This window comes from Klebsiella sp. BIGb0149, from assembly GCF_004362605.1.
Lineage (GTDB): Bacteria > Pseudomonadota > Gammaproteobacteria > Enterobacterales > Enterobacteriaceae > Klebsiella > Klebsiella terrigena.
In genome coordinates this window covers 230,175-247,667 of the sequence record NZ_SNYG01000008.1, presented here as the reverse complement: position 1 = coordinate 247,667, position 17,493 = coordinate 230,175, and the positions used below count along the sequence as shown (strand labels likewise).

Genomic DNA, 17,493 nt, shown 5'->3' with positions numbered 1-17,493 from the left:
GGCGGCGGATCATCGGGGTTTTCAGGCGCGGGGTGAGGATCTGGGTATCGTTAATAAAGTCCCAGCCGTAGTAGCCCTTCAGGCACAGGGTTCCCTGGTTGGTTTTCCCCTGTGCCGCCTCAGCCCGGACGATTTTACCGTTATCGACCACCAGGTTGATTTTGCAACCTGATGCGCAATACGGACAAACCGTGACGACTTTTTTCATCGGTCTTGCTCCCGTTAATCAGTTGGCGCATATGCGCTATCACGCCGTCACTATGCATCTTCTATGCCATATTTTCATTGTGGGTATTTCCCGATAATACGCCGGTTTTTTGGGCGAAGTGCTGACGAAAAGCAGGGCGTCGTCAGTTTTGACGTGTCGAAGCGGGCGGAGTTGTGACATGGGTTGAAGAAACGTTATCCGGCAATGGATTTGTCGGTGGTGGTTTGCTGAATTAATCATACAGAGATCATCCCCGGCGGGCAGAGGCAAGCTATGAAACCGGTCATTTTGGTTGTTGATGACGACAGCGCAATCTGCGAACTGCTGTGCGACGTGCTCAGCGCGCACGTTTTTGACGTGCTGGTGTGCCAAACCGGCGGCGAAGCGCTGGCGGTAGCGGCGCAACGGGCGGATGTTTCCCTCGTCCTGCTGGACATGATTTTACCCGATACCAACGGCCTGCTGGTGCTGCAGCAGCTGCAGCGCAGCAGACCCGATCTGCCGGTGGTGATGCTGACCGGTCTCGGGAGCGAAGCCGACGTCGTGGTGGGGCTGGAGATGGGCGCCGACGACTATATCGGCAAGCCGTTTAACTCCCGGGTGGTGGTGGCGCGGGTGAAAGCGGTGCTCAGGCGCAGCGGCGCGCTGGCGGCGGAGAGCGGCAGCGGCGGCGGTGCGGGGCTGATTTTTAACGGCTGGCGGCTGGACACCGGACGCTGTGAGCTGTTTAACCCCCAGCAGCAGCCGGTGCCGCTGACCCAGGGCGAGTACGGCCTGCTGCTGGCGCTGGCGCAGAACGCCCGGCGGGTGCTGAACCGCGAACAGCTGCTGACGTTGACCCACAGCGAGAGCATTGAGGTGTTTGACCGGACGATTGACGTGCTGATCATGCGCCTGCGGCGCAAGATTGAGCTTAATCCGCATCAGCCGGCGCTGATCAAAACCATGCGCGGCCTGGGCTATGTGTTCGCCGCGGACGTTATCCACGGCGATAAGGCGGCGTAGCCGCGAAGGGGCTAACCCCGGAGGCTTCCCGGGGCATTGCCTGGCCGATTCCGCTTACTTCACGGTCCAGCCTTTATAGGTACCAATGTTGTTTTTATCGATCATCGTCACCGGGATCAGCACCGGGGCCGTTGGCGCCGGTTTGCCCTGCAGGATGTCGTAGCCAATCTCTACCGCCTTCGCCGCCATCACCTGCGGGTCCTGGGCCGGGGTGGCGACAAACAGCGAATTCTTACGCTTCAACGCTTCTTCCCCGTCCGGACTGCCGTCGACGCCGACGATAAAGAACTCGTTGCGCTGGGCCTGTTTGGCCGCCAGGTCCGCGCCGATGGCGGTTGGGTCGTTAATCGCGAATACGCCGTCGATTTTCGGATTGGCGGCCAGCAGCGAGGTCATAATTTCCAGGCCGCCTTCGCGGCTGCCCTTGGCGTTCTGGTTATACGACAGAACTTTGATATCCGGGTGGCGCTTGAACTCCGTCTGGCAGCCTTCGACGCGGTTCTGTACCGCAGAAACCGGCGGCCCGTTGATAATCACCACGTTGCCTTTCCCTTTCAGGCGGTCGGTGATGTATTTACAGGCCATTTCGCCCGCCTGGGTGTTATCGGAGGTAATGGTCGCGTCCGCGCCTTCGGCGGCCACGTCCACCGCCACCACCACGATGCCCGCGTCTTTCGCCCGCTTCACCGCCGGGCCGATGCCCTTCGAGTCGGCGGCGTTAAGGATAATCATGTCGACCTTCGCGGCGATAAAGTTATCGATCTGCGCGACCTGCTGACCGAGATCGTAGCCGCTGGAAACCAGCGTCACTTTGACGCCATCCCCGGCCAGCTTGCGGGCTTCCAGCTCGGCGCCTTTGGTTATCTGGACGAAGAACGGGTTGGCCAGATCGCCGACCGTCACGCCGATAGATTTGAGTTCTTTAGCCTGGGTGAACGGCGCTGCGGCAAGCAGCGTGCCGGCACAGAGCGCGATCGCTAACGGTTTCAAACGCATATTGTCTTCCTCACTCGTAGGGTATTGGTATTGTTGTTATGCACTTTGATGGTGTCGGGTACGGTATTTGTCGATCAGTACCGCAATGATGATCACCGCCCCTTTGATCACCAGTTGCCAGAAATAGGAGACGCCCATCAGCGTCATGCCGTTATTGAGGGTGGCGATAATCAGCGCCCCCACCAGGGTACCGGTGATGGTGCCGATACCGCCGACGAAGCTGGTGCCGCCGAGGATCACCGCGGCGATGGCGTCCAGCTCATAGCCCACGCCGAGGTTGCCGTTGGCGCTGTAGAGCCGCGAAGCGCTCATCACCCCGCCGAGCCCCGAGAGCAGCCCGCTCATGCCGTAGACGAACAGCAGCACCAGCCACACCTTGATGCCGGTGAGCCTGGCGGCCTGCATATTGCCGCCCACGGCGTAGATATGCACGCCGAGCGTGGTGCGGCGCAGAATGAACCAGCACACCGCGATCACCGCCAGGGCGATCACCACCAGCCACGGCACCGGCCCGAGATAATCGTTGCCGATCCATTCGAAGCTGATATCGGAGTTGATCACCGTGGTGCCGTCGGCCAGCAGATAGGCGGCCCCGCGCAGCGCCGTATAGGTGCCTAGCGTAACGATAAACGGCGGCAGCCCGGCGAAGGCGACCAGCGCGCCGTTAAACAGGCCCAGCAGCAGGCCGAGCATCAGCGCCGCCGGAATGGAGAGCAGGGAGAGCTCCGGCATCAGCGAGACCACCATCGCTGCCACCGCGGTGGTGCCGAGGATAGACCCCACCGACAGGTCGATCCCGCCGGTCAAAATGATAAAGGTCATGCCCGCTGCGAGCACGATGTTGATGGAGGCCTGGCGGGTAATGTTCAGCAGGTTGCTTTCGGTAAAGAAGTTCGGCGCGATAAAGCCAAATACCGCGACGATCAGGATTAAAATCGGCAGGATGCCGACCGTTTGCATCAAATCGCCCATCAGCATTTTTTTCGCCGATGCTGATTTTGCCACCGGCCGGGCGGCGGTCTCTTTTTGCGTTGTCATGGTTGTTCCGCCTTAAGGTGAGAGTCGTTAACGCCGGTGGCCAGCGTCATAATGCTTTCCTGGCCGATCTCGTCGGCCTGCAGTTCGCCGACGATAGCGCCTTCGCGCATCACGTATACCCGGTCGCTCATGCCGACCACTTCCGGTAATTCGCTGGAGATCATCAGAATGGCCACGCCCTGACGCGCCATCTGGTTCATGATGCGGTAAATTTCGCTTTTGGCGCCGACGTCGACGCCGCGCGTGGGTTCATCGAGGATCAGAATGCGCGGGCCGATCGCCACCCAGCGGGAGATCAGCAGCTTTTGCTGATTGCCGCCGGAAAGGCCGCCCGCCCGCACCTGCGAATGCGGGACGCGAATATTGAGCAGCGAGATGGCGTCATCGGAGATGGTCTGCGCCTTCTTGCGGTTGAGCATCCCCCAGCTGGCGTCGCGCTCCAGCGTTGCCATGGTGATGTTTTCCTGCGCCGCCAGTTCGAGAAACAGCCCCTGCTCCTTGCGGTTCTCGGTAAGAAAGCCGATGCCGAGATCGATGGCCTCGCGCGGCGAGTGGATAACCACCGGCTCGCCGTCGACTTCAATCACGCCGCCGTTCGCCTTGCGCACGCCGAAAACCAGCTGCGCCAGCTCGGAGCGTCCGGCGCCGACCAGCCCGGCGAGGCCGACGATTTCCCCGGCGTGCACCACCAGGCTGCTCGGCTTCACCTTGCTGCCGTCGGTCAAATCCTGTACCCGCAGGCGCGGCTGGCCGAGGGGGATATCGCGCTCTTTATTGAACAGATCGCTGAGCGGACGTCCCACCATCATGCGCACCAGCTCGGAGGCGTTGAGCCTGTCGCGGGTCAGGCTGCCGACGTACTGGCCGTCGCGCAGGACGCTGACGCGGTCGGACAGCTCATAAACTTCCACCATGCGGTGGCTGATATAGATAATCGCCATGCCTTCGTCGCGCAGGCGCAGAATCAGCTCAAACAGGCGCTGGGTTTCACGCGAAGAGAGGGCGGCGGTCGGCTCATCCATCACCAGAATTCGGCTGTTACGGTGCAGGGCGCGGGCGATCTCCACCTGCTGCTGTTCGGCGATGGTCAGCTTCATCACCCGATCGCTGGCCTTAAACTGGGCGCCAAGACGGTCAATCACCGCCTGGGCCTGGCTCTGCATCTCTTTGCGCTGTACCAGCCCGCCGCGCGCCAGCTCGCTGCCGAGGAAAATATTTTCGGCGACGGTGAGGTTGGGCGCCAGCTGCATCTCCTGATAAATCAGCGTGATGCCTGCCGCCAGCGCGTCTTTTGGCCCTTTGATGGCGTGCGGTTTACCGTCGATCAGGATCTCGCCGCTGGTGGCGGTATAGGCGCCGGCGAGGATCTTCATGAGCGTGCTTTTTCCGGCGCCGTTCTCGCCCATCAGGGCGTGGATCTCGCCGGGCCAAACCGTCAGATCGACGCCTTTCAGCGCATAAAATTTGCCAAAGGCTTTGGCAATATTGCGCATGGATAGTACCGGCGTTGCTGGCATACAGGGTCTCCTGCGAGAGCGGTCGATAGCAGCAGTGGACCACGGGTTGATAAATGCAAAATGTCAGAATCCGTTCATATTTGTCATATTGATGAATAGTTAATCTTGATCACAATTACGCAACGTTACTCTCCCCGTTGCCGCCGCCAGCCGCCAGGATAAACAAAAATAGCGCGGAGCCGACCATGCCATCCCATCGTTATCCGTTTTTCACCAGCGCCCGCGGACGCCTGCTTTCGTTTAACCTGCTGATGGTGGCGGTGACGCTGATGGTCGCCGGGGTGGCGATACTGGGTTTTCGCCACGCCAGCCTGCTGCAGGAGCAGGTGCAGCGGCAGACGCTGGACGATATGACCGGCAGCATGAACCTGGCCCGCGATACCGCCAACGTTGCCACCGCGGCGGTTCGGCTCTCGCAGGTGGTGGGCGCGCTGGAGTATAAAAGCGAGGCCGAGCGCCTGCTGGAGACGCAGCAGGCGCTGAAGCACTCGCTGTCCCAGCTTGCCGCCGCGCCGCTGGCGCAGCAGGAGCTGACGCTGGTCGCCAGCATTACTCGCCGCAGCAACGAGCTGCAGCAGAGCGTAGGCGGAATGCTGGTGCGCGGCCAGCGGCGCCATCTGCAGCGCTATGAGCTGCTCAGCTCGCTGTATCAAAATCAGAGCTATCTGCTCCATCTGCAGGATCTTAGCGATCGGCCCGGCGCGCCGGCGATCGCTCCGCAGCGGCTGGTGGAGATGGATCGGCTGATTACCGCCGCCATCCACACCTCAACGCCGCGTTCGATAGTGCAGCAGCTGGATGAGGTGATGGGCTTCCTGCCGCAAACCAGCACCGACCCGACGCAGGCCTTGATCCTCGCGGATTTTAAGACCGAGCTTGCCCGGCTGGAGCCGCTGTCGGCCCAGCTGGAGGAGAGCGATCTGGCGATCGGCTGGTATATGTTCCATATCAAGGCGCTGGTGGCGCTGCTGAATAGCGATATTAATCAGTATGTCGCCAGGGTGGCGCAGGCGTCGGAGCTGCGGGCGGCGCAAAGCCATCAGGAGCTGCGCTCCATCAGCATGTTTATTCTGCTGTCGGCGCTGCTGGCGCTGGCGATCACCGGCTGCGCCGGCTGGTATATCTACCGCAATCTTGGCTCCAACCTGACCGCTATTTCACGCGCCATGTCGCGGCTGGCCCACGGCGAGAACCACGTCTCGGTGCCCGCGCTGCAGCGGCGCGATGAGCTGGGCGAGCTGGCGCGCGCCTTCAACGTCTTCGCCCGCAATACCGCCTCGCTGGCCCACACGTCCCAGCTGCTGAAGGAGAAAAGCACCCTGCTGGAGACCACCTTCCACGCGATGCGCGACGGCTTTGCCCTGTTTGATAATCAGGGGCAGCTGGTGGTGTGGAATCCGCAGTATCCGCTGCTGCTCGGGCTGGCGGCACAGGAGCTGCAGCGCGGTATGCACTACCAGCAGCTGCTGAGCCGGGCGGCGCCCCTGGCGGAGCACGTGCGGGCCAACCTCGCTTCACCGCTGCCGAAGCCGCAGGAGCTGCAGCTGGCGAACGACCGGACGATTGAGCTGCGCTTTAGCCCGGTGCCGGGGCGCGGTCTGGTCAACGTGGTGCTCGATCGCACCGAGCGCAAGGGGCTGGAGCAGGCGCTGCTCCATAGCCAGAAAATGAAGGCCGTCGGCCAGCTGACCGGCGGCCTGGCGCATGATTTTAATAACCTGCTGGCGGTGATAATCGGCAGCCTTGAGCTGGTTCAGCCCCACGAGGGCGACGCGGCGCGCATCTCAAGAGCGCGCAAGGCCGCCGAACGCGGCGCGCTGCTGACCCAGCGGCTGCTGGCCTTCTCGCGCAAGCAGTCGCTGCACCCGCACGCCGTTGAGATGAAGCCGCTGCTGGAGAACCTCGGCGAACTGATGCGCCACTCTCTGCCCGCGGCGCTGAGCCTCGAGATTGAGGCGCAGTCCCCCGCCTGGCCGGCGTGGATTGACGTCGGCCAGCTGGAAAACGCCATTATCAACCTGGTGATGAACGCGCGGGACGCGATGGAAGGGCGGCCCGGCGTAATAAGAATTCGCAGCTGGAACCAGCGCGTGGCGCGCAGCGACGGGCGGCGGCAGGATATGGTGGCGCTGGAGGTGGTCGATCACGGCTGCGGGATGTCGCTGGAGGTGAAAGCGCAGGTCTTTGAACCCTTCTTTACCACCAAACAGACCGGCAGCGGCAGCGGCCTCGGGCTGTCGATGGTGTATGGCTTTGTGCGCCAGTCCGGGGGAAGGGTGGCAATTGAGAGCGCGCCGGGTCAGGGGACGACGGTGCGGCTGCAGCTGCCGCGCGCGGCGGTACAGGCGACGGCCAGCGGGCTGCTGCCAGAGGCCGAGCAGGAAACTGGCGCCGAGCGGCTGGCGCTGGTGCTCGAGGATGAGGCGGACGTGCGCCAGACCCTGTGCGAGCAGCTGCACCAGCTTGGCTGGCTGACGCTGGAAACCGCCAGCGGCGAGCAGGCGCTGCAGATGCTCGAGGCTTCGCCGGATATCGCGCTGCTGATAAGCGATCTGATGCTGCCGGGAAGGCTGAGCGGCGCGGAGGTTATTAACGAAACGCAGCGCCGCTTCCCGACGGTGGCGCTGCTGCTGATCAGCGGTCAGGATCTGCGCCCGGCGCATAACCCCGCGCTGCCGGACGTCGAGCTGCTGCGTAAGCCCTTCACCCGCGCCCAGCTGCAGCAGGCGCTGCGAAGCGCCGTGGTTGCGCCCCGCTAGCGGCATCTATTTGAGATTCCTCCGCTACTCGCCGCGGCGGTCGTTGATTACCGTAGGGCCAGCCCCCCGAAGAGACTGGCCCTATGAAACGCTATTTGACCGCTGTGATCCTCTGCACCCTGTCGCTGAGCAGCCAGCTTGCGCACGCCGATCTTATTGACGACGCCATCGGTAATATTCAGCAGGCGATTAATGACGCATACAGCCCTGGCGATAGCCGCTCCGATGACGACGATCGCTATAGCGACGGCCGCGATGATGACGGGCGCTATCAGCAGAGTCGTCAGCAAAGCCGCGATCGCCAACGCCAGTATGACGATCGGCTGCGTCAGCTGGACGATCGCCGCCGCCAGCTTGACGATCGCCAGCGCCAGCTGGATCAGGATCGTCGGCAGCTGGAAAACGATCGCCGTCGGCTGGACGACGACGACTGATCCTGCCCCGTTTGCGCGATACCTAATCCAGCACGATCTCCATACCGTCATAGCCCGCCTCAAACCCTGACGGCAGGGCGTTGTCCATCATCCAGGCATCAAACCGGTGGTCGATATGGGTGAGAATGACCCGCGGGCAGCCCACGATCAGGTTGATGGCCCGCACCGTATTTAAATCGCAGTGGTTGCGCGGAGTTTGCGGACGCGGCTCGTGGCTGCAGTCGATAATCATCGCCTGCGGCTGGTTATTGAGCAGGAACTTCAGCGTCTTCTCCGGCAGCCCGGCGGTATCCGCCAGCCACGCCACGCGGCTGTGCGCCGACTCCAGCAGATAGCCGAACGTCAGCTTTGAATGGTTTAGCGGCAGCGGGGTCACCCTGAGCCCCTGCAGCTCAAAAACCACGAAGGGGGCGACGGTATGGCTAAAATCCAGCAGCCCGGGATGCTTAAACAGATCGTCGCAGCCCTCTTCATCCGGCGGCCCAAACACCGGGATCTGCGCCCCCACGCCCCAGCGCAGCGGGAACAGGCCCTGGACATGATCCATATGATAGTGGGTGAGCAGGATCTGCTGAAAACTCCCGGCGGGCCAGCGCTCCATCAGGTCCGGAAGGCCGGCGTCCAGCAGGGTCACGGCGTGGTTGAACTTCACCGCCGCGCTGCAGGGGCGGCGGCGGTGGGCCTCATCAGCGCGGGCGCGGCGACAGGCGGCGCAGTCGCAGCCGAAGGCCGGCACCAGCTGGGCGCCGCCGGTGCCGGTTAAGCGGATAGTCAGGCTCATACCTCCTCCTCACAGCGCTTTTTTAAAACGAAGATGACTTTGTGCGTACCCTTCGCGCAGATAGAAGCGGTGGGCGTCGGGGCGCGCTTTCCCGCTGGAGAGCTCAACCATGGTGGCGCCGCGGCTGCGGGCTTCCTGCTCGGCCCACGCCAGCAGCGCCTTACCCACCTGCAGACCGCGCATTTGCGGCAGAACCACCAGCTCCTGTACTTCGCCGATCCAGGCGTTGAAATTGAGCGGAAACTGCAGCTGGAGCCCAATGAGCCCGACGGTTTCGCCATCCACCTCCGCCAGCTGATAGCGCAGGGTGGGATTTTGCAGGTTCATGGCAAAGCCGCGGGAGAAAGCGTCGCGATCGTAGGTTTTTTGCTTTAATTCGCAAATTAACGCATAGACGGCGTGGCTGTCGTCAAGGGTCGCCTCGCGTAGATTACAGGTCCGCATGCTGGTGCTCGCGCTGGCGGTGAGTTCGAATCAGCGAGACCAGGGTGTCTACCGACTGCGGCAGCGTACCGTCGTTATTTAAGGTCAGGCAGTCCGTTGGCGCGTAGCGCGCGGCGCGCTCAAGCCGCTGGGCGATCTCCGTTTCGTTCTCCCGGCCGCGCTGCTGCAGACGCTGGCGCAGCACGTCCGGCGTGACCTGCAGGCAGATGGGCAGCAGAGCGTCGGCGTAGCGCGCCCGGGCCTGCGCCAGATGCGCGCGGGAGCCGTTGGCCACCACGTCGAAACCGGCGTGCAGCCAGAGGTCAATTTCGATGCCAATCCCGTAGTAATTGTTATTGGCGTGCCAGCTCAGCGCAAACAGCTGGCGCTCGGCGCGGCTGAAAAACTCCGGCTTGCTGAGGGCGATATGATTCTCGCTCCCGGCGTTAAAGGGGCGCGTAATATAGCGATGCGCAACCAGCAGCTGCGAGTGCTCGCGCTGGCGGAGCGCCGCCAGCAGGCTATCTTTTCCAGAGCCGGAAGGCCCCACCAGCCAAATCAGTTTCCCGGACATTAGAAAACCCTCTTTCCCTGACGCCAGACGTGGTCGATATGCACATGCTCCCCGCGGCGATGGGCCAGCACGAGGTCGGCACGTTTACCTTCGGCAATGGCTCCGCGGTCGCCTAGACCCAGCGCCTGCGCCGGATTTTTGCTCACCAGGCGAATCGCCTGCGGCAGCGTGAAGCGGTTGCTATCGTCATCGGCGATGCGGAAGGCGGCATCCAGCAGGCTGGCGGGATAGTAGTCGGATGAGAGAATATCCAGCAGATTATCGGCCGCCAGCTGATGGGCGGCGACGTTGCCGGAGTGCGAGCCGCCGCGCACGATATTCGGCGCCCCCATCAGCACGTTCATGCCGTGCTGACGCGAGGCCTCTGCGGCGGCTAAGGTGGTAGGAAATTCGGCGATCACGCTGCCAAGCTGGTGCGATTCGACGACATGTTCACGGGTGGCGTCATCGTGGCTGGCGAGGGCGATCTTACGCTCGCGGCAGATGGCGGCGATGGTTTCGCGGTTCGGCTGCGACCAGGTCGCCGCCAGCGCCATCTGCTCCTCCTCGAAGCGGTCCATCTCTTCGTTGGTCAGATGATATTTCCCCTGGTAGTAATCGCGGTACTTGCTGCGGTCGGCGTACTGGCGCTGCCCTGGAGAGTGGTCCATCAAGGAGACCATGCTCACCGGCTCGCGGCCAACCAGCTTCTCAAACAGCGGCAGGGTGGTGTGGTGCGGCAGCTCGCAGCGCAGGTGCAGGCGGTGCTCGGCGCGGTTAACGCCGCGCTTTTGCGTCTCCTCGATGGCGTTGATCATCTTTTCCAGATTTTCCAGCCGGTCGCCGCCGTCGCGGACGTCGCCGATGGCCACCGCATCCAGCACGGTGGTGATCCCGCTGGCGATCATCAGCGCATCGTGGCTGTTCATCGCCGAGTGGGCGGGCCAGTCAACCTTCGGGCGCGGGGTAAAAAACTTGTCCAGATTATCGGTATGCAGCTCGATGAGCCCCGGCAGCAGCCAGCCGCCCTCGCCGTCGATAGCCTGCGGCAGCTGGCTTTGGCTTTCGGCAAACGCGTAAATCATGCCCTCCTGCACCTCCAGCGAACCGTTCACCACTTCATCTTCGAGAACCAGTTTTACATTGTTGATAATCATGCTGTTATTCCCATCGGATGCAGCCGGTCGGCCACCAGGTTGCGTATCGTTTCATCATGGAAAATGCCGACAATAGCCGCGCCGCGCGCTTTAGCCTCGTTAATCAGCTCCACCACCGCGGCGCTGTTTTTAGCGTCGAGGGAGGCGGTAGGCTCGTCGAGCAGGAGGATCGGATAGTCAACGGCGAAGCCGCGGGCGATGTTGACCCGCTGCTGCTCGCCGCCGGAGAAGGTGGACGGGGCAAGGTGCCACAGGCGTTCCGGGACGTTCAGGCGCGTCAGCAGGCGCGCGGCCTTGGCGGCGCACGCTTCGCGCGGGATGCCGAGATCCAGCAGCGGCTGCATCACCACCTCCAGCGCTGAAATCCGCGGGATGACCCGCAGGAACTGGCTCACCCAGCCGATGGTGGTTTTACGCACTTCCAGCACCTTGCGCGCCGAGGCGTTCACCAGGTCAACCCACTCCTCGCCGTGGCGGACGTGAATATGCCCGGTATCCGGCAGGTAGTTGGCGTAAAGCGAGCGCAGCAGGGTGGATTTACCGCTGCCGGAGTGGCCGTGCAGCACCACGCACTCTCCGGCGTTAACCGTTAGCGAAGCGTCGGCGAGCACCGGCAGGCGGACGCCGTTTTGCTGATGCAGGACAAAGGTTTTATGTACGTTTTCAACGCGGATGGCGTTCATTTGTTGCCTCATAGTGCCTGAGTGTTCCCGGCGGCGACGCGACGCGCCCGTCCGGGCTACCTGACCCAGCGAATGGGTTCGCGGGCTAGTTCTGCAAGACCGACGACACCAGCAGCTGGGTATAGGGATGGTGCGGATCGTCGAGCACCCGGTCGGTTAAACCACTTTCCACCACCTGACCCTGCTTCATCACCAGCAGGCGGTGAGCCAGCAGGCGCGCGACGCCGAGATCGTGGGTGACAATAACCACCGCAAGGTTCAGCTCCACCACCAGGCCGCGCAGCAGGTCGAGCAGGCGAGCCTGTACCGACACGTCCAGTCCGCCGGTGGGTTCATCCATAAACACCAGCTTCGGCTGGGTGACGAGATTGCGGGCGATCTGCAGGCGCTGCTGCATGCCGCCGGAAAAGGTGGTCGGCAGGTCGTCGATGCGCGATGCCGGGATCTCCACCTCTTCCAGCCAGCGGCCGGCGGTGGCGCGAATATTGCCGTAGTGGCGCGCGCCGGTAGCCATCAGCCGTTCGCCGATATTGCCCCCCGCTGAAACCTGGCGGCGCAGGCCGTCCATCGGGTGCTGATGCACCACGCCCCACTCGGTGCGCAGCAGGCGGCGGCGATCCGCTTCGCTCATCGCGTACAGCGAGCGGCTGTGGTACAGCACCTCGCCCTGCTGCGGCGCCAGGCGCGCGGAGATGGCCTTCAGCAGGGTGGTTTTGCCGGAGCCGGACTCGCCGACGATGCCCAGCACCTCCCCCGGAAACAGCTCGAAAGAGACGTCGCTGAAGCCTTTGCCCGGCGCGTAGAGGTGGGTCAGGTTATTGACCGCAAGTAACGGTTGGCTCATTTTTGTTGCGCCTCGCTCTGTTGGCGGCAGTAGTCGGTATCGGAGCAGACAAACATGCGCTTGCCGCTGTCATCCAGCACCACTTCATCAAGATAGCTGTGGCGCGAGCCGCAGATGGCGCAGGGCTCATCCCACTCCTGGACGGTGAACGGATGATCGTCAAAATCGAGGCTTTCCACCGGCGTATAGGGCGGGACCGCGTAGATGCGCTTTTCGCGCCCGGCGCCGAACAGCTGCAGCGCCGGCATCATGTGCATTTTCGGGTTATCGAATTTGGGGATTGGCGATGGGTCCATCACGTAGCGGCCGTTGACCTTCACCGGGTAGGCGTAGGTGGTCGCAATGTGGCCGAAGCGGGCAATGTCTTCATACAGCTTGACCTGCATCACGCCGTACTCCTCCAGCGCGTGCATGGTGCGGGTTTCGGTTTCGCGCGGCTCGATAAAGCGCAGCGGTTCCGGGATCGGCACCTGGAAAATCAGGATCTGATCTTCCGTCAGCGGCGTTTCCGGGATCCGGTGGCGGGTCTGGATCAGCGTCGCGTCTTCGGTGCGCTCGGTGGTGGCGACGCCGGTCACGCGGGTGAAGAACTGGCGAATCGATACCGCGTTGGTGGTGTCGTCGGCGCCCTGGTCAATCACCTTCAGCACGTCGTTCTCGCCAATTACGCTGGCGGTCAGCTGGATGCCGCCGGTCCCCCAGCCGTAGGGCATCGGCATTTCGCGGCCGCCGAACGGGACCTGATAGCCGGGGATGGCGACGGCTTTAAGAATGGCGCGGCGGATCATGCGCTTGGTTTGCTCATCAAGATAGGCGAAGTTATAGCCGGAGAGGGTGTTAGCCACGTTCGTTCTCCCGTTGCAGGCGTTTCAGCAGCGCCAGTTCGGCCTGGAAATCGACATAGTGGGGCAGCTTAAGGTGTGACACGAAGCCCGCGGCCTCGACGTTATCGGCATGGGCCAGCACAAACTCTTCGTCCTGCGCCGGGCCGGCCACCTCCTCGCCGTAGTCCGGCGCCTGGAGCGCGCGGTCAACCAGCGCCATCGCCATCGCTTTGCGCTCGCTCATGCCGAAGGTCAGGCCGTAGCCGCGGGTGAAGTGCGGGGGCTCGTCCTGCGGGGCAACGAAGCCGTTGACCATTTCGCATTCGGTCATCAGCAGCTCGCCAATATTGACCGCAAAGCCCAGCTCCTCCGGGACGATCTCTACCGCCACGTAGCCGCTGCGTATTTCGCCGGCAAACGGGTGGTTGCGGCCGTAGCCGCGCTGGGTCGAATAGGCCAGCGCCAGCAGATAGCCTTCGTCGCCGCGCACCAGCTGCTGCAGGCGCGATGAGCGCGAGCAGGGGTAAACCGGCGGGCTGCGGGTAATATCGTCAGGCTCGGCGAGGGTCTGCTGCTCTGCTTTCGCCAGCCCCTGCTGGACCAGCAGGTTAAAGACGTGCGGCGTGGCTTCCGGCGGCTGCCCGGCGGTTTTCAGCGCCGGCGCCTCGCCGTTGGCCAGCAGGGTAAAATCGAGCAGGCGGTGGGTGTAATCGTAGGTCGGGCCGAGCATCTGGCCGCCGGGAATATCCTTATAGACCGCCGAAATGCGGCGCTCCAGACGCATTTCGGCGGTATTTACCGGCTCGCTGACCGCCAGCCGCTGCAGGGTGGTGCGGTAGGCGCGGAGTAAAAAAATGGCTTCGACGCTATCGCCGCTGGCCTGCTTGAGCGCCAGCGCCGCCAGCTCGCGATCGGCGATGCCGCCTTCGGTCATCACCCGGTCAACCGCCAGGTTCAGCTGCTGGGTAATCTGTTCCACGCTAATTTCAGGAAGCCGTCCATCGCCTCGTCGTTTATGTTCCTGAAGGGCGTGAGCGGCGACTATCGCCTTCTCACCGCCTTTGACGGCAACGTACATTAGCAAACCTCCACGTGGGTGGTGCGCGGGATGGCCAGCAGACGTTCTCCACAGGTCAGGATCAGGTCAATGCCTAAGGGGAACGGGTGCGGGCGCTCGGTCAGCTCATCAATGATGCAGTCCGGCAGCTGCGGGGCGATCATCCGCTCTTCGGCAATGCCGGCGCCGGTCAGACGCAGCATGCGCCCGCCGCTGAGGCTCGGGAGCTGGACGATCAGCGTTACGCCGGTTTCCGGAGCGATAACGGTGCCGGCGGAGAGCTCGTTCAGCTGTTCCGCGCTGATACGCTCGTTGGTGACGGCGAATACCGCCTGCTGCGGCTGTTCAACCAGCGGCGCGCCGGTATGAAAACGCAGGTTCTGGCCGACAAGATCGTTATGCAGCGCTGCGGTAAACCAGACCGGCGTGTCGCGATCGGCGAGGGTCAGCAGGAGGCTGGTAGAGGCGACGTTCAGCGGCTGCCAGCCGTGCTGAAGCTGCTGCAGGGAGACGATCACCCCCGGCTCGCTCATGGCCTTCAGCAGGCGACGAAAGCTGTGTTGGGCATCCTGCGCCGGTAGGGTAAAGGCGGTTTGTAAGGTCATGCGTTATCTCCGCGAACCAGAGTAAAGAAATCGACCCGGCTGGCGTTGACCTCGGCGCGTCGGGCTTCAATGCGCGCGCTTCGTTGTTCTTCCAGCGGGGTAATCAGGGTTTCCATTAAGGAATGAAAGTGGTGTGGCGACTGCATCAAGGCGTCGATGGCCGCGCAGCGTTCGGCATGGGGGCGATCGCGCCCCAGTATCCAGCTGTAGCCGAGCGTGCCGTCGGCGAGGCGGATCGCCGCCCGGGTCAGGGTGGCGTCCCCGGCGAAGAAACGATCGCCGATGCCCCCCATGCGCGCCTGCAGCTGCACGAGGCCGGTCTCCGGAGCGCGAATGGATTCGTACTGCGGCGCCAGCTGCAGGGTCTGCATCCGCGCCAGAAGCTCCTGCGGTTCACTGTGGGCCAGCACGGACATCCAGCGCTGGCGGGTTGCGGTATCAAAGTGCATTCAGTGCTCCATGGTGAATTCGATCATGTCCGCCCGGGTCAGGCTGACGGAGTACTCCGTCGCGTTCTGCTCGCCGGGACGGTGGTTGAGGGTTCTTACGCACAGCAGCGGCGCCATGTTGGGGATCCCCAGAATGTTGCTCTCTTTGGCCTGCGCGCGGCGGGCGCTGATTTTGGTGCGCGCGCGGGTCAGCTCGACGTCCAGCTGCTGGCGCAGAAAATCGTGCAGTGAACCCTGGCTGAAGGTTTGCAGCGCGGGCCAGAAGCGCAGGTCGGTGAAGTAGTGGTCGATCAGGCACAGCGCGACGCCGTTCACCCGGCGCAGGGTGCGCAGATGGATGACGTTATCGCCTTCGTTGATCGCAAAGGCCTCGGCGACGTGGCTGCTGGCAGGGCGCAGCACCGACAGCAGCTTTTCGCTGGTCGGATGGCTTCCCTGCTCGAGTAGGTTCTGGCTGAAGCGCGCCTGGGCGTTCAGCGGATAGTCGATCGGCCGCATCAGCACCAGCACGCCGACGCCCTGACGGCGCTGAACCCAGCCGCGTTCAACCAGCTGGTCTATTGCCCGGCGCAGGGTATGGCGGTTGACCTCAAAACGGGTGGCCAGCTGCTGTTCCGCAGGAAGATAGTCGCCGCAGCGGTAGTTATGACGAAGCTCTTGCTCAAGCCTGGCGGCAATTTCCTGATACCGGGTAGGATAACTGGTCGGATGTCTGGATAAGTACATGTCAGTCGAGCCTCACTAAGCAGAAGAAGGGATTTCCCTCTGAGAGTGGCCCGATCCTGACCTGTTTTTGTTACATTTCGGTTAAAACATAATGACCGCAGGATGAAGAGTTAGCGCCAGGGCGATGACAGGGCGGGAGAGCCCGCCCGGAGGGGGAGGCATTAAGGCTGCTTGACGACGTTCACCATCCACGGGATGCCGAAGCGATCGAAAACTTTGCCAAAGCCGTGGGCCCAGAAGGTTTCCTGCCAGGCCATTTCGATACGTCCTTCTGCGGCGAGGCTGTCAAACCAGCGTTTACCTTCATCCAGGTCCTGAGTATCCAGCACCAGCGTGAAGCCGGCATAGCGTTCGCTGTCGCTGGTGGGGCTATCGCCCAGCATCAGCTCGCTGCCCGCCACGCGCATGCTGGCGTGGGCGATGCAGTCGGCGGCGAGATGCTGACCGGAGGGGCAGCCGTCCTCGGCATCCTGCATATTCCGCGGCATCTCGCCGTAGGTGATCTGGTGGACAAGCTCTGCGCCCAGGGCCTGCTGGTAGAACGCGATGGCCGCAGCGCAGTTGCCGCTGAAGGCGATATAGGGGCTTAAAGACATAATCATGGCCTCAGATAACGATTGACCTATTAAGCGTAGAGGGTACCTGGCGATTTAAGCCAGGCGGCGGCGTCAGGAGGTGGATGAGGACAATATCTGACCTGCGCCAGGCAGTTCTCGCCGATGAGGTGGGAAATAGGGGGACGATGGCGCGGGGATATATTCGTTCATTTTCCCGACCGGCGGCTGTGGCCGGGAAAATAACGATTCAGCGAAAAGGAAATAGCGTTAGTTCTTTTTGACGAACTCGGATTTGAGCTTCATCTGACCAAAACCATCAATTTTGCAGTCGATGTTATGATCGCCTTCTACCAGGCGGATATTCTTCACTTTAGTGCCGATTTTCAGCATCGAAGAGCTGCCTTTAACCTTCAGATCTTTAATCACGGTGACGCTGTCGCCATCGACGAGTAAATTGCCGTTGGCATCTTTCACCGTCAGCGCATCATTATCTTCAGCCGGCTCGGCATTGTTCCATTCATGGGCGCATTCCGGGCAGATAAACATGCCGTTGTCTTCATAGGTGTACTCAGAATGGCATTTAGGACACTGTGGGAGTTGCATGACGTTCCTCATGATTACTGTATAAAACAGGCCGTTGGCCCGTTAAAAGGCGGCTGATAGCCGAAAGTGGTTGCTATTATAGCGCAATGGCGGCCATTTGTCGGCCACTTTTTCTGATAGTACCGCTGCGGGAATATTCTCTTTTTCGAACAAAATTCAGCAATATTCGATGTGCTGCCGGAGGCGGGATATCCAAAAATAAATCACTGCCTGTGCATATTCATTGAACTTATTAATGCCGCCTGGCTCTGTAATATGGCGAACAAATTTTCGT

General features: G+C 62.1%; 20 protein-coding genes. 3 read left to right on the top strand and 17 right to left on the bottom strand.

What is annotated here, in order from left to right; genetic code table 11:
- Positions 1 to 208 (bottom strand): hypothetical protein (locus EDF75_RS24140; protein ID WP_132513769.1); only part of this gene is annotated, 208 nt, incomplete at its 3' end.
- Positions 209 to 481: 273 nt separating this feature from the next.
- On the opposite strand from EDF75_RS24140, the gene EDF75_RS24135 reads away from it, so the two are divergent.
- A complete protein-coding gene (locus tag EDF75_RS24135) occupies positions 482 to 1,213 on the top strand; it encodes a response regulator (protein ID WP_133601134.1) in 732 nt (243 codons plus the stop codon).
- Positions 1,214 to 1,267: 54 nt separating this feature from the next.
- Here EDF75_RS24135 and EDF75_RS24130 read toward each other — a convergent pair whose 3' ends face one another.
- The 3 genes from EDF75_RS24130 to EDF75_RS24120 are packed head-to-tail and all read right to left on the bottom strand — an operon-like array spanning position 1,268 to position 4,764.
- Positions 1,268 to 2,209, bottom strand: coding sequence for an ABC transporter substrate-binding protein (locus EDF75_RS24130; protein ID WP_045853416.1), 942 nt, complete (start codon positions 2,207 to 2,209; stop codon positions 1,268 to 1,270).
- A 36-nt stretch (positions 2,210 to 2,245) separates the two neighbouring features.
- Positions 2,246 to 3,247 (bottom strand): ABC transporter permease subunit, encoded by a 1,002-nt coding sequence (locus EDF75_RS24125; RefSeq protein ID WP_041143647.1) that lies wholly within the window; start codon positions 3,245 to 3,247, stop codon positions 2,246 to 2,248.
- The gene (locus EDF75_RS24120; protein WP_133601133.1) at positions 3,244 to 4,764 is read right to left on the bottom strand and encodes a sugar ABC transporter ATP-binding protein; all 1,521 of its coding nucleotides are present in this window, start codon (positions 4,762 to 4,764) and stop codon (positions 3,244 to 3,246) included. Before EDF75_RS24120 ends, EDF75_RS24125 begins: the two co-directional genes overlap by 4 nt.
- 185 nt (positions 4,765 to 4,949) lie before the next feature.
- On the opposite strand from EDF75_RS24120, the gene EDF75_RS24110 reads away from it, so the two are divergent.
- Together EDF75_RS24110 and yjdP are read left to right on the top strand one after the other, a co-directional pair.
- On the top strand, positions 4,950 to 7,523 hold the full coding sequence (locus EDF75_RS24110; RefSeq protein WP_133601132.1) for an ATP-binding protein: 2,574 nt from the start codon (positions 4,950 to 4,952) through the stop codon (positions 7,521 to 7,523).
- Between the two features lie 83 nt (positions 7,524 to 7,606).
- The gene (yjdP, locus tag EDF75_RS24105) at positions 7,607 to 7,957 is read left to right on the top strand and encodes a DDRRRQL repeat protein YjdP (RefSeq protein ID WP_133601131.1); all 351 of its coding nucleotides are present in this window, start codon (positions 7,607 to 7,609) and stop codon (positions 7,955 to 7,957) included.
- Between the two features lie 22 nt (positions 7,958 to 7,979).
- Here the strand turns inward: yjdP and phnP are convergent, their stop codons facing one another.
- The 13 genes from phnP to EDF75_RS24040 form a co-directional block, all read right to left on the bottom strand.
- Positions 7,980 to 8,738 carry a phosphonate metabolism protein PhnP gene (gene phnP / locus EDF75_RS24100; protein WP_133601130.1) on the bottom strand — a complete coding sequence of 253 codons (759 nt, stop codon included), beginning with the start codon at positions 8,736 to 8,738 and terminating at the stop codon, positions 7,980 to 7,982.
- Positions 8,739 to 8,747: 9 nt separating this feature from the next.
- A complete protein-coding gene (gene phnO / locus EDF75_RS24095; protein ID WP_133601129.1) occupies positions 8,748 to 9,182 on the bottom strand; it encodes an aminoalkylphosphonate N-acetyltransferase in 435 nt (144 codons plus the stop codon).
- Positions 9,169 to 9,735: a ribose 1,5-bisphosphokinase gene (phnN, locus tag EDF75_RS24090; RefSeq protein WP_133601128.1), complete on the bottom strand. Its 567-nt coding sequence runs from the start codon at positions 9,733 to 9,735 to the stop codon at positions 9,169 to 9,171. The genes phnO and phnN overlap by 14 nt, the downstream gene beginning before the upstream one ends.
- Positions 9,735 to 10,871, bottom strand: a complete 1,137-nt coding sequence (gene phnM, locus EDF75_RS24085) for an alpha-D-ribose 1-methylphosphonate 5-triphosphate diphosphatase (RefSeq protein WP_133601127.1) — start codon at positions 10,869 to 10,871, stop codon at positions 9,735 to 9,737. Before phnM ends, phnN begins: the two co-directional genes overlap by 1 nt.
- On the bottom strand, positions 10,868 to 11,554 hold the full coding sequence (gene phnL / locus EDF75_RS24080) for a phosphonate C-P lyase system protein PhnL (protein WP_133601140.1): 687 nt from the start codon (positions 11,552 to 11,554) through the stop codon (positions 10,868 to 10,870). Before phnL ends, phnM begins: the two co-directional genes overlap by 4 nt.
- Positions 11,555 to 11,639: 85 nt before the next feature.
- Positions 11,640 to 12,398 (bottom strand): phosphonate C-P lyase system protein PhnK, encoded by a 759-nt coding sequence (phnK, locus tag EDF75_RS24075; protein ID WP_041143662.1) that lies wholly within the window; start codon positions 12,396 to 12,398, stop codon positions 11,640 to 11,642.
- Positions 12,395 to 13,243 carry an alpha-D-ribose 1-methylphosphonate 5-phosphate C-P-lyase PhnJ gene (locus EDF75_RS24070; protein ID WP_041143663.1) on the bottom strand — a complete coding sequence of 283 codons (849 nt, stop codon included), beginning with the start codon at positions 13,241 to 13,243 and terminating at the stop codon, positions 12,395 to 12,397. The genes phnK and EDF75_RS24070 overlap by 4 nt, the downstream gene beginning before the upstream one ends.
- Entirely contained in the window at positions 13,236 to 14,300 is a 1,065-nt protein-coding gene (locus EDF75_RS24065; RefSeq protein WP_133601126.1) for a carbon-phosphorus lyase complex subunit, read from the bottom strand. The genes EDF75_RS24070 and EDF75_RS24065 overlap by 8 nt, the downstream gene beginning before the upstream one ends.
- A complete protein-coding gene (gene phnH / locus EDF75_RS24060; RefSeq protein WP_133601125.1) occupies positions 14,300 to 14,884 on the bottom strand; it encodes a phosphonate C-P lyase system protein PhnH in 585 nt (194 codons plus the stop codon). Before phnH ends, EDF75_RS24065 begins: the two co-directional genes overlap by 1 nt.
- On the bottom strand, positions 14,881 to 15,333 hold the full coding sequence (phnG, locus tag EDF75_RS24055; RefSeq protein ID WP_045853406.1) for a phosphonate C-P lyase system protein PhnG: 453 nt from the start codon (positions 15,331 to 15,333) through the stop codon (positions 14,881 to 14,883). The genes phnH and phnG overlap by 4 nt, the downstream gene beginning before the upstream one ends.
- A complete protein-coding gene (gene phnF, locus EDF75_RS24050) occupies positions 15,334 to 16,059 on the bottom strand; it encodes a phosphonate metabolism transcriptional regulator PhnF (RefSeq protein WP_133601124.1) in 726 nt (241 codons plus the stop codon).
- A gap of 161 nt (positions 16,060 to 16,220) precedes the next feature.
- A complete protein-coding gene (gene yjdN / locus EDF75_RS24045) occupies positions 16,221 to 16,655 on the bottom strand; it encodes a VOC family metalloprotein YjdN (protein ID WP_133601123.1) in 435 nt (144 codons plus the stop codon).
- A 228-nt stretch (positions 16,656 to 16,883) separates the two neighbouring features.
- Entirely contained in the window at positions 16,884 to 17,219 is a 336-nt protein-coding gene (locus tag EDF75_RS24040) for a zinc ribbon domain-containing protein YjdM (RefSeq protein WP_041143668.1), read from the bottom strand.
- Positions 17,220 to 17,493 lie beyond the last annotated feature (274 nt).